This is a genomic window from Paraburkholderia sp. J63 (genome assembly GCF_905220245.1).
GTDB lineage: Bacteria > Pseudomonadota > Gammaproteobacteria > Burkholderiales > Burkholderiaceae > Paraburkholderia.
The window spans coordinates 106238-121966 of the sequence record NZ_CAJMZF010000004.1 but is presented as its reverse complement, the minus strand read 5'-3'; the positions used below and the strand labels follow the sequence as shown (position 1 = coordinate 121966).

Here is a 15729-nt window from a genome sequence, read left to right as displayed (position 1 = left end):
CGGACAAGTCCAGTCTAGCGCCACCCCGGCCGCATGAAACTCCGCACCTTGCGCTGCAATTCCCTGCGTGCAGCGCCGCTGCCGGCCGCGGCTCCCGGTCACGAACAAGCGAGAATGCTAGTATGATGGCCCGCTGGAATTCGAACGCCGTCAGGCGCCACTACCCGAACCCGGGCAGCATGGCCGCGAGTTGCAAGCCCCCGCGCGCCGAATTCGATGTGCAGATCTCTACTTCCGTCATGACCAACCCGTCTTCCAACCGCGCGGCGACGCTTGCGCGCGCAACCAATTCGCCGCGCTTCCTGCTGGCCCTGATCTGCCTGTACGCATCCGCGGGGCAGCTCGCGATCGACATCTACGTCCCCGCGCTGCCCGCGATGGCGCGCTACTTCGCGACCTCGCCGCAAGCGATCCAGTCGAGCGTTTCCGGCTACATGGCCGCCTACGCGCTCGGCCAGCTCGTCTTCGGTCCCATTGCCGACGCCTACGGGCGCAAGCGCGTGCTCGCGTTCGGGCTCGTGCTCTATACGATCGGCTGCGTGCTCTCGCTCGGCGCGCCCAATCTGGAGACGTTCGTGCTGGCGCGCTGCCTGCAGGGCTTCGGGATCGCCACCACGAACCTGCTCGCGAAGGCCATCATCACCGATACGTTTCGCGGCAAGGCGCTGATGCATGCGTTCACCTATATGTCGATCACGTGGGGACTCGCACCAATCGTCGCGCCCGTGATCGGCGCGCATCTGCAGACCTGGTTCGGCTGGAAGGCCTGCCTCGTGTTCCTGCTGCTCTATTCGATCGCGATGTGGGCGTTGCTCTGGCGCTATCGCGAGACCCTGCCGCAGCCCGTGCATCTGGAGCTGCGCACGCTCATGACGAACGCGGGCAAGGTGCTGGCGAGCCCGGTGTTCCAGAGCTGCTTTCTCGCGCAGGGGCTCTGCTACAGCATCCTGCTCGTGTTCAATATCGTCGGGCCGTTCATGGTGCTGAACACGCTGCACAAGCCGCCGACCTATTTCGGCTATCTCGCGCTCGGGATCGGCATGATGTATTTTCTTGGCGGCCTCTCGAACCGGCTGCACGGCCCGGGCCTGCCGAGCGCCGAGCGGCGGCTGCAGATCGGCGCGCGCGTGATGGCGGGCGCCGCGATTGCGATGCTCCTGCTCTCGCTCACCGTGGGCCTGCAAGTCTGGACGCTCGCGACGCCGGTGCTCGTGATGGGCCTGTGCGCGGGCGCGATGTATCCCACGCTGATGGCCAAGGGCAATTCGCTGTTCCCGCACATCGCGGGCCTCACGAGCGCGATACTCGGGTGCGCGCTGCTGCTCGTCTCGTCGGCGATGATGGGGCTCGCGGGATTCGTCTCGGTGCACGTGCTCACGCCGCTCGCCATGTTCTTCGTGGTCCTCGCGCTCACGGTCGTCGTGATGGTGACGAAGCTGCTGCGCTATCTGGAGCGGATGCAGGCCGAGGCGGTCGCGAGCGGGCGCGAGGCGCGTGAGGAGGCGGCGTAAGCGAAGCGGGATTTCATTGCGCCCGCTTTGCCGCGAATTTCTCGATCTCGTCGAGCGTCACATAGCCCTTGTGGGCTGCGTCGATCTGATCGAAATGCTTGGCGACGAGCGGCATGCCGGCCTGCGCCTCAGCCAGGGTGAGCTTGCCGTCGTGGTTGGCATCGGCCGCTGCGAAGCGGGACTGAAGCTGCTGCATCCGGGCGTCCTGCGCGAACGCGGATGTCGCCATCAGCGTCACCACGATCATCAGACAAATGCGTTTCATCTTGCTCTCCATGAATTAACGAGGCTGCGGTTCAACAATTGAACCCTGCTTGAACCTGCGCTTGCCGTGCAAGTGTAAGGGCCGCGGACCTCGCGCATCGCTGGAAATAGATGTCGGGATATGTCACGCCCGCCTCTTCGCGATCGGGTGCCTTCGTCCAGGCGCGCCCTCGATTGCATCGGCCGCAAACGCGCGCCGCTAAGGACTTCCCCCAATATCTCGCACCGCGAGACTGTCAATAATTGCAGACATGCGGGCCAGTTGAGCGGCTGGCCTCTTTCTTGCATCGACTCGCACGGCATCCGCTGCACCCACCCGACATAGCCGTCGCGCTGTTCGCCTTTCGCTCTTCCCGACATTGCAATGCTCGCCTCTCACCCACATTTCGCGTCGAATGCCGAGCAGCCCGGCCTGAATCATTGGCACCGCGAATTGAGCGGCGCGCAGGATTTCGATCAGGTGACCGAAGTCGTTGGACGCGCGTTCAAGCCGCATGCGATGACGCTGCGCGATCCCGAGCGCGCACTCAATACGCACCTCTATTCGAAGAAACTGGGGCGTATCTCGCTGCACATGCTCGAATATGGTGCGCAGGTGAAAGTCGAGCCGGATTGCTTCGAAGGCTTCGTGCTCGTGGAGATTCCATTGCGCGGAGCCGGGCGCTACCGGTGCGGGCGCGAATCGCTCGACGGCGACACCGCGCACGCCGTGGTCATGTCGCCGGGCAAGCCCGTGCATCTCGACCTCGCGCCCTCGCTCTCGCAGTTGATCGTGAAAGTGGACCAGCAGCTCATCGATCGCACCTGCGCGGCGCATCTGGGCTGCCAGGCGCGCGAGCCGGTCAGCTTCGACCTGGGCCTCGACCTCAACGGCCACGCGGGCCGCGCGTGGATGAGCACGCTGCGTCACGCGATCGACGGCAGCGAGACGTTTCCCGAACTGCTCGACAACGCCATTTACTGCGCGCACATCGAGCAGATGCTGATCGATGCGCTGCTCTACGCGCATCCGCACAATCTTTCGCACCGCTTCGCGCTCACGCACGCGCTGCCCGCGGTCGCGCCGGCCTACGTGCGGCGCGCCGTCGATTATCTCGAGGCGCATGCGGCCGAGCCCGTCACCGTCGAGTCGCTTGCCGAAGCCGTGGGCGTGAGCGCACGCGCGCTCTTCAATGCGTTTCGGAGCACTTACGATCAAACGCCGATGGGCTATCTGCGCGAGCTGCGCCTGCATCGCGTGCGCGAAGCGCTGCTCGAAGGCGCGCCCCACGCCGAGAGCCTCACGCAGCTCGCCATGCAATGGGGCTTCTTTCACTACGGCCGCTTCGCGCAGTATTACGGCGAGCGCTTTGGCGAGCGCCCGCAGGACACGCTGCGGCGCAGCCGCGCCGACGCCGGCGCGCCGCCCCGCCAGCCCGTCAAAGCAGGCGGAGGCTGAGTCAAAACGAGCTGACGCTGGGAACGCGTTCGCCCGTGCCGGTAGGCGCGTGGTGGGCCGCGCGATTGATCTGCTCGATCACCCACGGATGGCTCATGGCCGCGCGAATCGTCGAGGTCCGCACTTCGTCGGGCAGGAACGCCACTTCGCCATAGAGCGTCGACCACTTCTGGCAATGATCGACGAGCGGACGCTCGCGCGCTTCCCACGCTTCGAGCGCGGCGGGAATGGCCTCGGCGTGGTCGATGCCTTCGAGCGCGCACGCGAGCGCGAGGCCGTTCTGCATCGCCATGCCGCCGCCCTGGCCCAGATTGGGCGGCTGCGCATGCGCGGCGTCGCCGAGAATCGCCGTGCGTCCCGCCGACCACGCGCTGCACTGGATGATGCTGTAGACACCCCAGCTCACCTCGGCGCCAATGCGGTCGATCAGATGCGCCCAGCGCGCAAACGCAGCGCTCCATAGCACCTTGTCGATGCGCGTATCGCGTGCCGCGCGATCGCGCTCGGGACAGGTCAGCGCGAGATAGATCTGCGTCTCGTTGATCGGCGTGATGAGAAAGCGCCGCTCGCCGTTCCAGTTCTCGATGTACTTGCCCGCGTCCTCGTCGGGAATGTCGCCGGGGCGCCGCTCGATCACGGTGCGCAGCGCGCCTTCGGCCGTCTGCTGATGAAACGTCTCGAGGCCGAGCGCCTCGCGCACGCGCGACCAGATACCGTCGATGCCCACCGCGAGATCCGCGCGCGCCATGTCGCCATTGGCGAAGCGCAGCTCGCCGCGCGGCGTCGCGCCGATCACCTCCGAAGACGTGACCACTTTCACGCCCGCGCGCAGCGCCGCGTCGCGCAGCGCGTCGAGCAACTGGCTGCGCTTGACCGTGATGAGCCGCCTCTTCGCGCCGACCGGCGCCGAGTCGATCACGGCGCCGTGCTTGTCGCGCTGCTCGAACGCGCGGCCTTCGAAGGCGCCCAGCACCGCGTCGTCATAGGCGCCGAGCGCTTCGAGCACGCGCAGCCCGTTCTCCCAGATATAGATGCCCGAGCCCGAGGCGCGCAGCGCCGACTGCCGTTCGTAGACGGTCACGTCCCAGCCGCGCTGCGCGAGCGCGGCTGCGGTGGCGAGGCCGCCGAGCCCTCCGCCCGCGATGATGGCCGACAGTGTCTTGCTCATGATGGTGATCTCCGTATCTGTTGTGCTTCTTGCGTTGCCTGCATGGCCTGCGTTACGTGCATCAGGTGCATTGCGTGCGGCTGCGTGAATGCGCGCTTGCGTGAATGCGTGGCGCGAAGGGGTATGTCGTTGCGTGGCCGCGGCTCACACGAGCCAGGGCGCGTCGGCCGCGCCGCGCGGCACGCTGGCGAAGCCCTCGCGGCGCACGTACCACTCGCTGCACTGGCCGTCGGGGTCCGTGAGAAAAAACGCGCGCTTGCCCGGCATATCGACGATACGCAACGGGGCGATGCCGCGTTCGCGCAGCGCGTCGAGCGCGGCGTCGAGGCTCGCTTCGTCCGCGAGCTCGAAGGACGCGTGATGGTAGCCGGCCATATCGCCTTCGACCAGCACGAGGTTGTACGGATAGCCCGCGTGGTTCGCGCCGAGCCACGCCGCGCCGGGCTCGCGGTGCACCACGCGCAGGCCGCCGATGCACGTATAGAAGTCGAGCATCGCATCGAACTGCGCGGTCACGAGCACCGCGTGCGTGATCCGGCGCGGATGCACGGCCGCGCCCTCGACGTGGCGCAGCACGGGCGCATCGTCGTAAAGCCCCTGCGCGGAAGGCGCTTGCGCGGCCGGGTCCCAGACGCTCGTGAGCAGTTCCATCTCGCCGTTGAGCACCGTGCGCCAGTCCTTCACCGTGTCGCAATAGAACTCGTTGTAGTTGCGATCGGGGTCGAATACGTAGACGCTGTGCGCGACCTGATGATCGACGGTCAGATCGAGCGGCACGCCCGCCACCTTGAGCCGTCGCCAGGCGTCCACTAGTTCCGCCTCGTTCTCCAGCTCCCAGGCGAGATGATTGAGGCCCGGTGCGAGGCCAATGGTGCCGGGCAGTTGCAGCAGGCCGTTGCGCCCGTAGCGGTCCACGCCGCCCGTCGTCTTCATCATGCCGAGATCGTGCGGCGTGTGGCCCGTGCCCAGAAACGTCGCCTGCAGATCGGGCTCCCAGAACTCGATGTTCAGGCCGCAGACGTCGCGATAGAACGCCTCGGACCGGCCGAGATCGTCGACCCACAGATTGACGTGGCCGAGGCGGCGCGGCGCGAAGAAAGGGCCATGCGCGGCATCGGGCACGGCGGACGAAGCCGCGGAGACGGCAGAGGACACGGCGGGGGACAGCGTTGAAGTCATGAATGGCGCTCCTGCTCGGGAAACTGCTCGGGAAAGGGTCGATCCGTCCGCGCGCAACGTGCGGGCGCGCAAAAGCGCATGCAAAGCGCGCGGACCGGCGAAGTCGGGTGCTGGCCTGCCCGCAGCGCGGTGAACGCGCCTGGCGGCAAGGCTTGAGCCGATCTTATCGACGCGCGAAACCGCCGTGACCATGCGGCTGCAATTCGATGCGGGAATCGGATGTCCGCGTCATTTTCCGGACTGCGGCAAGCGTTTCGTTGCCCAACAATGCGTTCACCCCACCGCTACGACCAGGAGACTCGACATGCTTTGGACGCAAACCAGCCCGGCCGAGCGCCGTGCGATACGCAACTGGCAATGCTATGCGCTCGCCATCGGCATTCTGGGCGAACTGTTCCTCGCCGGCGACTGGTACGGCTTCGCCGCCGTGATGACCTTCGTTTCGCAGACGCTCCATCTGAGCCCGACCGAAGCCGGCTTCGTGCAGGGCGCCTTCGCGATCACCTATTGCATCGGCATGCTGTTCTGGTCGCCGTTCGCACGCAGATGGTCGGCGCGCAAGCTGTTCGCGATCGGCCTGCTCGGCACCGGCGTGTTCATGCTCGCGCAGGCCGCGGCGGGCGACTTCGCGCAGATCGTCGGCGCGCGTTTGCTGATCGGCTTTTTCGATGCGGCCGTCTGGGTCGGCACCATGAAGCTGATCGTCGGCTGGTTTCCCACCGAGCGCCACGGCGCCACCATGGGCATGCTGCTCGCCGCGTTCAGCCTTGCCATCACACTCGATTTCGCGGTGGGCATTCCGATGGCCGTCTCGCTCGGCTGGCGCGCGTTCCTCGTTTCGCTGGGCTGCCTCACGCTGCTCGTCGGCGTGATCGGCATGCTGACCATCAAGGGCGGTCCGCAGGAAATCGGCTTCACCGATTTTCGCTGGCAGCGCGACGTGCCCGCCGGCGCCGAGTCCGCGCATCACGGCGGCGAGCTCGCGCTCTCGCAGATCTTCCGCAAGCGCTGGATCTATATCGGCTGGCTCGCCATTTTCGGCGACACGTTCGCGCTCGCCGCCACGGCCACCTGGGTCGTGCCCGCGTTCATCGCGCAACAGGGCATGCCCGTGCGCAACGCCGCGCTGATCGGCACGCTGATGGGGCTCTCCCAGGTCGTGTTCCTGCTCGTGGGCGGCTGGCTTTCGGACCGCATGTCGCGCATCGCGATGATCCGGCTAGGCGCCGCGCTTTCGGTGCTCTCGGCGTTGAGCTTCGCGGCGGCCACGCACTACGCGATGTCGTGGAGCATGCTGCTCGCCATCGCGGGCGCAAGCGGCGTGGTCGTGCTCTCGGGCGGCGCGATCTTCAGCCTCGTGAGCGAGAACTATGGCGAAAAACTCGCGGCTACGGCCATCGGCTATGCGGAGCTCGGCGGCATCGTCTCCACGTTCATCGCCCCGACGCTGATGGGCTGGGTGATCGATCTCGCGCATTCGTTCACGGCGGCGTTCATGGCGTTCGTCGCGGTCGAGGCCGTGATCCTCGTCGCGCTGCTCGCGATTGCCGCGAGGCGCGCCACCGTGCCGGCCGCGGCCATCGCTCATTGACGCGCCGCGTTCCCGCGAACCAACATGGAGACGCGCATGCCCAACCCCACCCCGCCCGAGCGCGATACGCCCGCGGACTGCGAAGCGAATTACAACCTGCGCGCGCGTCACCCCGATGCGCTGGCGCTGATGGCCGGCTGGCAGCGCCATGCCGCGAAGGCGCGCGAGACGCTCGCGTATTGCGCGGACGAGCGCTTCGGCGAGACCGCGCACGAGTCGATCGACGTATTCCCCGCCGCGCGCCACGCCGCGCCCGCCGTGCTGTTCATTCACGGCGGCTACTGGCAGGCCGGCGACAAGCACGACGTATCGTTCGTCGCGCCGCTGCTCGTGCAGCGCGGCATCGCCGTGGCGATCAACAACTACGCGCTCGCGCCGGACGCATCGCTCGACACGATGGTCGCGCAAACGCGCAAGGCACTCCATTGGCTGCACCGCCACGCGGCGCGCTTCGGCATCGACGCGAATCGCCTCTACGTCATGGGGCATTCGGCCGGCGGCCACCTGGCCGCGATGATGCTGACGACGCACGGCGCGATGAACGACGTAGCCGCGCCGGTGCGAGGCGCGATCGCGCTCTCCGGCGTGTTCGATCTCGTGCCGCTCGTGAACACGAGCATCAACCGCGCGCTCGGTCTCGACGAGGCGAGCGCGCAGCGCCTGAGCCCCGCGCGCCTCGCGCGTCACAGCGATGCGCCCATCCATACGCTCGTGGGCGAAGGCGAAACTCGCGGCTTTCACGAGCAGCGCACGCTGTTGAGCCGCCAGTGGCCGGGCGTGCATCATCTCGCGCCCGTTGCGGGCCGCCATCACTACGACATCCTCGATCTGTTTCGCGAGCCGGACAACGCGTGGCTCGAATCGATCGTCGGCATCGTGAGCGGAACACCGAACGCAAGCAACGCAGGCCCCGCCCTGTAGACGCCATTCGAATCAAACCCACTCTGGAGCACACGTGAAAAAGAGCTTGATAGCGCTTGGCGCAATCGCACTCGGTTCGACCGCGCTCGCCCATGCGCAAAGCAGCGTGACCTTGTACGGCAATCTGGATACCAGCGTTGCGTTCTTCAACAACGTCGGCGGCAAACAGCTTTATTCGACCGAGGACGGCAATTTCATTCCCGACTTCTTCGGCCTCACCGGCGCCGAAGATCTGGGCGGCGGACTCTCGGCCATTTTCCGGCTCGAATCGGGCTGGCTGCCCAGCAGCGGCAAGTTGACGGTTCCCAACCAGATCTTCCAGCGCGAAGCCACGGTGGGACTTTCGTCGGACCGGTTCGGCACGCTGAAGCTCGGTCATCAGCCGAGCTTCATGTTCGACGTGCTTTCGCCCATGAGCACGGGCTGGATCGGCGGCGGATTCAACACGTTCCATCAAGGCAATCTGGACGAGCTCGCCAATACGTTCGAATTCGATAATTCGGCGAAATACGTGAGCCCGACCTGGTACGGCGTTTCATTTGGCGCGCAATTCGGCTTTGGCAATCAGCCCGGCAATTTCGCCGAAGGCCGCAATTACGGTTTTACCGTTCAATATAAAAATGGACCGGTGAAACTGGGCGCGGTTTATACGAATGAAAACAACCGCTTTCTCGAACTCGTCGACTTCGTGGGGCTCCGGTCATTGCTGGGCGCGCCGCTGCCCGCGCAAGGCATGACGGCCGACCGCGTGCAGAACTGGGGCGTGGGCGGCACCTATGCGCCCGGCAACTGGCTGCTGCACGCGCTGTTCACGCAAACGCGCATCGACATGCCGGGGCAAAGCACGAATGCCAATACCGTCGATGCGGGCGCGAGCTATACGTTCGCAAAAGTCGATACGGTCGGGTTTGGCGGCTCGGTCGAGAATCTCGACGGCGGCCATTGGGTGACGCTGAGCCTCTCGAATCTTTATTCGCTATCGAAGCGCACCGTGCTCTATCAGCAGGCGATGTATCAGCACGCGTCGGGCGCCAATGCCGTGGCTTCGCTGCTCGGTGCGGGTCCGGCTTCGGGAAGCTCGCAGGTGGGCGTGGCGGTCGGTATTCAGCACTTCTTTTAAGCAGACGGCGTCAAACGGGCCATCTTTTATTCGATGGCCCGTCAATTACGACGCCAACGCGCCAGCCGAGGCTTTCAACGCGTCATAGAGCGACGCCATCGGCAAATCGCCAATCTCTTTGCGCACATACGCCGTGAATGCGCGATCGTAGAGCGCGCGTCCCTCGGCGCTTTCCATCGTCATCTCGAAGCCGCCCAGCACCAGTTCGGCAACGGAATCGGCCTCGATCAGAATGTGCTCGGCTCTGTCCCTGTTCATGCTCGTATTCATGTTCATGTTCGTTCTCGCTTCCAGCATCGTCATGATCGGGAATTTTAGGGGATTTGCGCGGAGCCGGGCAGCGCCTCGTGCATTTCGCGCGTCTCGTGTGCGCCGTGCACGTCTTGCGCAGCCGGCACCCGCGTCGTGCGATATTCATTGGGCGATTCGCCGAACTCCTTGCGGAACTCGCGCCCCAGATGCGAGGCATCGGAAAAGCCGCACGACGAGGCGATATCGGCCACGGTGCGGTCCGAGCTCGTCAACAGCCACGAGGCCATGCGGATCCGGATCTGCCTCGCATAGGCGCCCGGCGAGCGGCCCGTTTCCGTGGTGAACAGGCGCTCGAGTTGCCGCACCGACACTTCGAGCCGGCGCGCCAGTTCCGGCAGGCTCAGCGGCTCGCCGATGTGCTGCTCCATCAGCAGAATCGCGCGCCTGACCTTGGGATGCGTGGCGGGTTCGAGCCCCGGCGGATGCGGTTGCGGCGCGTTGCCTTTCTGCGCGTCGTCCACGAGCAGGATACGCAGCGCCTTGCGGACGATCGTGGCCTCGACATGGCGCAGCAGGATGGCCGCGGCCACGTCGATCGACGCACGGCCCCCGGAGCAGGTAATGCGCCGCCGGTCGATCACGAAGAGCCGGTCGGCCACGAGATCACGCTCGTCGACGTGCGGGAAACGCTCGACGAAATCCCAGTAGTGGAACCAGCTCACGCAGACCCGGTAGCCGCTCATCACGCCGGCCCGCACGAGCGCGAACGCGCCCGTGCAAATGCCCACGAGCGTGGCCGGTGTTTCGGCCATCGCGCGAATGAAGGCGATGGTCGCGTCGCTGGCCGGCTGGCCCGAATGCAGCAGTCCGCCCACGATCACCACGTAATCGAATGCCTCGGCCTCGTTGAACGTCGACCACGGCGTGATCTGAATACCGCAACTGGCCCGCACGGGCACGAGATTTTCGCCGACGATGGTCCACGAGCAGCGCACGGGCCGGCTCATATCGCCTTCGTCGCTCGCGAGGCGCAGCAGGTCCACGAAGCCCGAGAAAGCGGTCAGCGTGAAGTTGGGCAGCAGCACGATGCCGAAGCGCAACCGCTTCGGCGCGCCGGCCTCGCTATCAATCGCGCTGTTGGTTACGCTGTTATTCGCGCTGTTAATCGGATGGTCAATCATGGGGAGCCGCCTGCATCAAAGCATTCCAGACAATCGAAGACGATGGAAAACAATCGGGTTTCGCCGGCGCCGGCGGGGCGGGCAAACTCGACATCGTCGTTCGCTACCCCGTCACCGTCACGCCGGTATCCACCCAGTCGCGCATCATCGCACTCGCCTCGTCGCTTAGCCAGTCCCTGAACTGCATATATTCGGTGCGCGGCCGCGCGTTCCGGTTGGTCACCAGATAGTGATAGCGGTCGCGAAACACGAGCGCGTCGGGCACGGGCCGGATCAGCCGCCCTTGCCCGATCTGCTGATGGAGCAGATGATGCCAGCCCAGCAGCGTGCCTTCGCCGGCCTCCGCCTGCGCGACGAGCAGCCGATAGTCGTTGCTCTCCAGATGCCGGTTGTCGGTCAGCGTATCGGTGCCGTCGCCCTGCTGAAACCAGTTGCGCCACACGCGCCAGTCCACGTGCTCGCAAACCTGGGCTCGGCCCAGCAACGAGAGATTGAGCGTGGGATGCGATAGCAGGTCCAGCGGCTTGAGCTTCTTGCCGCGAAAATACCGGTCATGGAACGACGGGCTGCAGACCGGATAAACGACGTCATGAAACAGGGGCTCGACCTCGTATTCCGGCTGGCGCGGCGGAATCTTCGTGATGATGATGTCGGGCTCCATGAGCTCGTCGAGCTCCATGAAGTGCTCGGTGACCATCACGTTGAGGCGGATATCGGGGAATCGCTCGCGAAACGCGGGCAGCCGCGACGAGAGCCACAGCGCCGAGAACGTATGCGAAACGCAGATCGTCAACGCGTGCCGATCGGTGCGGCGCACCGCCTCCGCCGCCTCGGCGATATTCATGATCGAGAGATACGACGCGTTGTAGAGGATGCGTCCCGCGTCGGTCAGCGCGATATGCCGGCCGGTGCGCTCGAACAGCGCGACGTCGAGCGAATCTTCGAGCTCTTTTATTTGTCTGCTGATTGCGGCCTGCGTCACGCAGAGCACCTCGGCCGCCTGCGTGAAGCTTTCATATCTCGCGGCCGTCACGAAGCATCTGAGTGCCCGGAGCGACGGCATCTGGGCCAACAGTCGGTCTGCGAATAGTTGCTTCTTTAACATGGCTGCGCTCTCAAGACGGATAACTCGCGGATGCTCGCATGGCGCGCCGAACGCCGCTGGAGCGGCGAGGCTGCGCGCCGGCGACGCGCGCTTATCCCGCCACGAACCGTAAAGGGATCCGGATGACAATAGTTTGCGAGCCCGCTTGCCTGGTGGCAAGTGAGGAATCCATATTCGGGGTTGGATAAGCGCGGAATGCCCGAATGCGAGCGGGCCCGGACGGGCCGCTCGCGTTTTTTATCGTTGCGGGTTCAGGCCAGCTTCAGCCAGGTGGTCTTGAGCTCGCAATACTGATCGTGTGCATAGACAGACTTGTCGCGCCCACCAAACCCCGATTGCTTGAAGCCGCCGAATGGCGTCGAAAGGTCTCCCTCGCCAAAGCAGTTCACCGTGACGGTTCCCGCGCGGATGCGCGCCGCGACCTTGTGCGCGCTGTTGACGTTATCGGTCCACAACGAAGCGGCGAGCCCGTAGCAGGTATCGTTGGCGATCCGGATCGCGTCTTCCACGTCCTCGTAGTCGATCAGGCAGACCACGGGCCCGAACACTTCCTCGCGCGCGATGTCCATCTCGGGCGTCACCTGATCGAAGATCGTGGGCTCGACGAACCAGCCGCCGGTTTCCACCAGCGCGGCGCGTCCTCCGCAAACCACGCGCGCGCCCTGCTCCTTCGCCTTCGCAATGTGCGCGAGCACTTTCTCGTAGTGCTTCTGCTCGATCAGCGCGCCGAGCTTCACCTCGGGATCGAGCGGATCGCCGGTCCTCCAGCCCGCGAGCACGGCCTGAATTTTTTCGACGAGTTCGGCACGCTGGCTCGCGGGAACGATGATGCGCGAACCCGCGCTACAGTTCTCGCCCATGTTCCAGAACGCGGCGGCCACGGCCTGTTCGGCCACCGCCTCGAGATTCGCGACGTCGGGCAGAATGAGCTGCGGATTCTTGCCGCCGCACTCGAGCACCACGCGCTTGAGGTTGGTGTCCGCCGAATAATGGAGGAAGCGCTTGCCGGTCGCAGTCGACCCCGTGAACGCCACGAGGTCGACGTCGGGATGGCGCCCCAGCGCCTGGCCCGCGCTCTCGCCGAAACCCGTCACGACGCTGAACACGCCTGCGGGCACGCCGGCCTCCAGCGCGAGATCGGCGATGCGCAGCGTGGAGAGCGAGGTCTGCTCCGCGGGCTTCACGATCACGCTGTTGCCGACCGACAAGGCCGGACCGAGCTTCCAGGCGAGCATCAGCGCCGGAAAATTCCAGGGCAGCACCGCGCCCACCACGCCAATCGGCTCGCGGGTAATCATGCTGACGACATCAGCGCCCGAAGGCGAGAGCGCGTCGTAGCGCTTGTCGGTTACTTCGGCATGCCAACGAATGCAGGCTGCCGACTCGGGAATATCGAGCCCGAGGCATTCGCCGATGGGCTTGCCCGCCTCCAGCGCTTCGAGCAGCGCCAGTTCCTCGGCATGCTCGTCGATCAGCTGCGCGAGGCGCAGCAGCACCGCCTTCCGGTGAGCCGGCGCCGCCTTCGACCACACACCCGATTCGAACGCATTGCGTGCCGCCACGACGGCGCGATCGATATCGGCCTCGCCGCATTTCGCCACGTCCGCCAGCGCCTGGCCCGAGGCGGGATTGAGCGTGGCGAAGGTTTCGCTCGAAGCCGCCGCGCAGCGCGCTCCGTCGATGAAGGCCCGGCCGTCCAGCGACAAGGCCGCTGCCTTCTGCTTCCATTCCTGATGCGTCGTCATTTAGTATCCCCAATGAATTAAAGCTCGGCCCCGGCCGACATTTCCTTCGCCCAGATCGTCGCCGAGACCGCCACGTCCACAATGGGCCGAACCGGCAGCGAGCGCGGGTGCGGCTGGTTCAGCAATTGGCGCACGAGTTCGTTGGTCTGGCCCAGCGCATATTCGGCAATGAGCTTGCCCGACGAAGACCCCCGGCTCAGTCCCAGGCCATTGCATCCGACCGCTTCCAGGATGCCGTCTTCGCGCCGCCCGAACAGCGCGCCGTTGTTCGCGGAAAGGCATAGCGGGCCGCCCCACGTGTACTGAAGCTCGACGCCCTTGAGCATGGGAAAGCGCCGGTCGAACGAGCGCTGATGCAGACTCTTGGCCTTCGTGAGATCGGCATGGGACACCTGCAGCCCCGGCCGGAACGCGAAATGGTTGCGCACGCAAATACGGTTCGTGCCTAGCCTGCGCACGGTCGTGCCCATCGGGTCCGCGGGAATCAGCGACCACGAGGGCGTGCCGCCCAGCCTTTCGATCTCGGCCGCGTTCATCTCGCGCGTCATCGACGCGAACGTATAAACGGGCAGCAAGCCGTTCGGGTGAATGCCGAACGTCGCCGCATAAGCGTTGGTGCAAAGAATCACCTGCCCCGCGACGATCTTGCCGCCCGCGAAATGCAGCACTTTCACGTCGCCGCGATGCTCGATTTCAGTCACCGCGCTCAGCTCGAACACCTTGACGTTGTCCGGCTGCGTGGCCGCGAGGCCACGCATGAGCGCCGCGGGCTGCACCGTGCTGCAGCCCGGCGTGAACAAGGCGCCCTGATAGAAGTCCGTTCCCGTTACCGCGCGAATGGCCGGCTGATCGAGCCACTCGAAGGCCTCGTCGATGCGCCGCAGGCCCTCCGCGAAATGCGTGAGCGCATCGAGTCCCTTGCTGTTGACCGACGCATGAAATTTGCCGTCGTCGCGCCAGTCGCAATCGATGCCGTGCTGGCGCACGATCGAGCGCACATAGTCGATCCCGTGCCGCTGGAACCGCACGTCGGCCTTGTCTTCTTCCACGCTGCGCGAGTAGCTTTCGCTGCTGATGTCGTGCGGCAGGTCGACGAAGAACCCCGAATTGCGTCCGGCCGTCGTGCGCCCGATGCGGTCCGCCTCCACGAGCGCGATCGACGCCCCGGGCGCAAGCTCGGCGAGCCGGCGCGCCGCGCACAGTCCGGTGATGCCGCCGCCGACCACGACCCAATCGAAACGATGCTCCGACGACACCGTGCGGGCCGGCGTCGCGCCCGGCAGCGTCTCCCACCACCCGTTAACGCCGTCGGGCGCGGGAAACCGTGCGAATTCCAGGTTCGAGACCATGTTCGGTTATTGGGCGTTGCGGATCAGCGGCTTCACGAGCTGGGCAAACGCGCTGCGCTCCTGCTCGGAGAGCGGGCCGAGCGGTGCGCGCGCCACGCCCACGGGCAGCCCCGCGAGTTCGCAGCCGTAGCGAACGTATTGAATGAACTTGCCGCTGCGCTCGAGCAGTTCGAGCACCGGCAGCAATTGCGCCATCAGCTTGCGGCCCAGCACGAAATCGTTCTGCTTCACGCAGGCGTCGAAGAGCGCCGTGTGCGCTTCGGGCAGGAAGTTGGACGCGCCGCCCACCCAGCTCTTCGCGCCCCACGCGAAGAATTCGAGCGCCTGGTCGTCCATCCCGCAACTGAGCACCAGCCGGTCCTTGAGGTGCGTGACCAGATAATGCAGATGCGAAATATCGCCGGTGCTCTCCTTCATAGCCATGAAGTTCGGACGCTCGAGCAGCGTTGCGAGCACGCCATCGCTGATTTCCGTTCCCGTGCGGGCCGGGAAGTTGTAGAGCATGACGGGCATGTCGAGCGCGTCGTCCACCTTCAGCAGATGGGCGAGCAGTTCTTCCTGGGTCGGCTGCGCATAGTACGGCGCGGCCACCAGCAAGGCCTGCAAGCCCGCGCGCCTGGCTTCCTGGCCGAGGCGAATCACTTCGCTCGTGGTGGTCGCGTTGATGCCCGCGGTCAGATACGTCTTGCCGCCGGCGGCCTCGGCAACGGTGTTGAAGGTCTTCACGCGTTCATCGAAGCTCAACGCGTAGTATTCGCCCGTGGTGCCGCCAATCCCGAGCCCGGCCACGCGGCCGGCGAGATCCAGCGCGTGTTTGCCGAGCAAGGCATGGTCGATTTCACCGTCTTCCTTGAACGGTGTGACCAGCGGAGTATGTACGCCCTCGAAACTCATTTGGATTCCTC

The 15729-nt window shown here is 65.5% G+C and carries 14 protein-coding genes; 5 read left to right on the top strand and 9 right to left on the bottom strand.

The annotated features are described in order from the left end of the window. The first annotated feature begins 239 nt into the window (after window positions 1-239). Complete coding sequence (locus U5775_RS06480) at window positions 240-1511, top strand: multidrug effflux MFS transporter (RefSeq protein ID WP_322057455.1); 1272 nt, start codon at window positions 240-242, stop codon at window positions 1509-1511. Window positions 1512-1524: 13 nt separating this feature from the next. On the opposite strand, the gene U5775_RS06475 is transcribed toward U5775_RS06480, so the two are convergent. Next, window positions 1525-1788 (bottom strand): EF-hand domain-containing protein, encoded by a 264-nt coding sequence (locus tag U5775_RS06475; protein WP_322057302.1) that lies wholly within the window; start codon window positions 1786-1788, stop codon window positions 1525-1527. A gap of 351 nt (window positions 1789-2139) precedes the next feature. Here U5775_RS06475 and U5775_RS06470 point away from each other — a divergent pair, with 351 nt between their 5' ends. Continuing rightward, a complete protein-coding gene (locus U5775_RS06470; protein ID WP_322057301.1) occupies window positions 2140-3213 on the top strand; it encodes an AraC family transcriptional regulator in 1074 nt (357 codons plus the stop codon). A gap of 1 nt (window position 3214) precedes the next feature. Here the strand turns inward: U5775_RS06470 and U5775_RS06465 are convergent, their stop codons facing one another. Both U5775_RS06465 and U5775_RS06460 read right to left on the bottom strand, forming a co-directional pair. Beyond that, window positions 3215-4381, bottom strand: a complete 1167-nt coding sequence (locus U5775_RS06465) for an NAD(P)/FAD-dependent oxidoreductase (RefSeq protein WP_322057300.1) — start codon at window positions 4379-4381, stop codon at window positions 3215-3217. Window positions 4382-4525: 144 nt separating this feature from the next. Beyond that, a complete protein-coding gene (locus tag U5775_RS06460) occupies window positions 4526-5560 on the bottom strand; it encodes a VOC family protein (RefSeq protein WP_322057299.1) in 1035 nt (344 codons plus the stop codon). 304 nt (window positions 5561-5864) lie between these two features. On the opposite strand from U5775_RS06460, the gene U5775_RS06455 reads away from it, so the two are divergent. From U5775_RS06455 to U5775_RS06445, 3 genes are read left to right on the top strand one after another with little or no spacing between them, the layout of a single operon-like run. Further along, entirely contained in the window at window positions 5865-7151 is a 1287-nt protein-coding gene (locus U5775_RS06455; RefSeq protein WP_322057298.1) for an MFS transporter, read from the top strand. Between the two features lie 36 nt (window positions 7152-7187). Then, the gene (locus tag U5775_RS06450) at window positions 7188-8072 is read left to right on the top strand and encodes an alpha/beta hydrolase (RefSeq protein ID WP_322057297.1); all 885 of its coding nucleotides are present in this window, start codon (window positions 7188-7190) and stop codon (window positions 8070-8072) included. Between the two features lie 34 nt (window positions 8073-8106). After that, the gene (locus U5775_RS06445; protein ID WP_322057296.1) at window positions 8107-9192 is read left to right on the top strand and encodes a porin; all 1086 of its coding nucleotides are present in this window, start codon (window positions 8107-8109) and stop codon (window positions 9190-9192) included. A gap of 45 nt (window positions 9193-9237) precedes the next feature. On the opposite strand, the gene U5775_RS06440 is transcribed toward U5775_RS06445, so the two are convergent. The 6 genes from U5775_RS06440 to U5775_RS06415 all read right to left on the bottom strand — a co-directional run bounded on the left by U5775_RS06440 (window position 9238) and on the right by U5775_RS06415 (window position 15718). Next, complete coding sequence (locus U5775_RS06440) at window positions 9238-9450, bottom strand: hypothetical protein (protein WP_322057295.1); 213 nt, start codon at window positions 9448-9450, stop codon at window positions 9238-9240. 56 nt (window positions 9451-9506) lie between these two features. Beyond that, window positions 9507-10544, bottom strand: coding sequence for a GlxA family transcriptional regulator (locus U5775_RS06435; protein WP_415913525.1), 1038 nt, complete (start codon window positions 10542-10544; stop codon window positions 9507-9509). A gap of 184 nt (window positions 10545-10728) precedes the next feature. Further along, window positions 10729-11730: a LysR substrate-binding domain-containing protein gene (locus U5775_RS06430; RefSeq protein WP_322057294.1), complete on the bottom strand. Its 1002-nt coding sequence runs from the start codon at window positions 11728-11730 to the stop codon at window positions 10729-10731. 251 nt (window positions 11731-11981) lie between these two features. Further along, window positions 11982-13475, bottom strand: a complete 1494-nt coding sequence (locus U5775_RS06425) for an aldehyde dehydrogenase (RefSeq protein WP_322057293.1) — start codon at window positions 13473-13475, stop codon at window positions 11982-11984. Between the two features lie 17 nt (window positions 13476-13492). After that, entirely contained in the window at window positions 13493-14824 is a 1332-nt protein-coding gene (locus tag U5775_RS06420; protein ID WP_322057292.1) for an FAD-binding oxidoreductase, read from the bottom strand. Between the two features lie 6 nt (window positions 14825-14830). Then, window positions 14831-15718 (bottom strand): dihydrodipicolinate synthase family protein, encoded by an 888-nt coding sequence (locus U5775_RS06415; RefSeq protein ID WP_322057291.1) that lies wholly within the window; start codon window positions 15716-15718, stop codon window positions 14831-14833. Window positions 15719-15729: the final 11 nt, after the last annotated feature.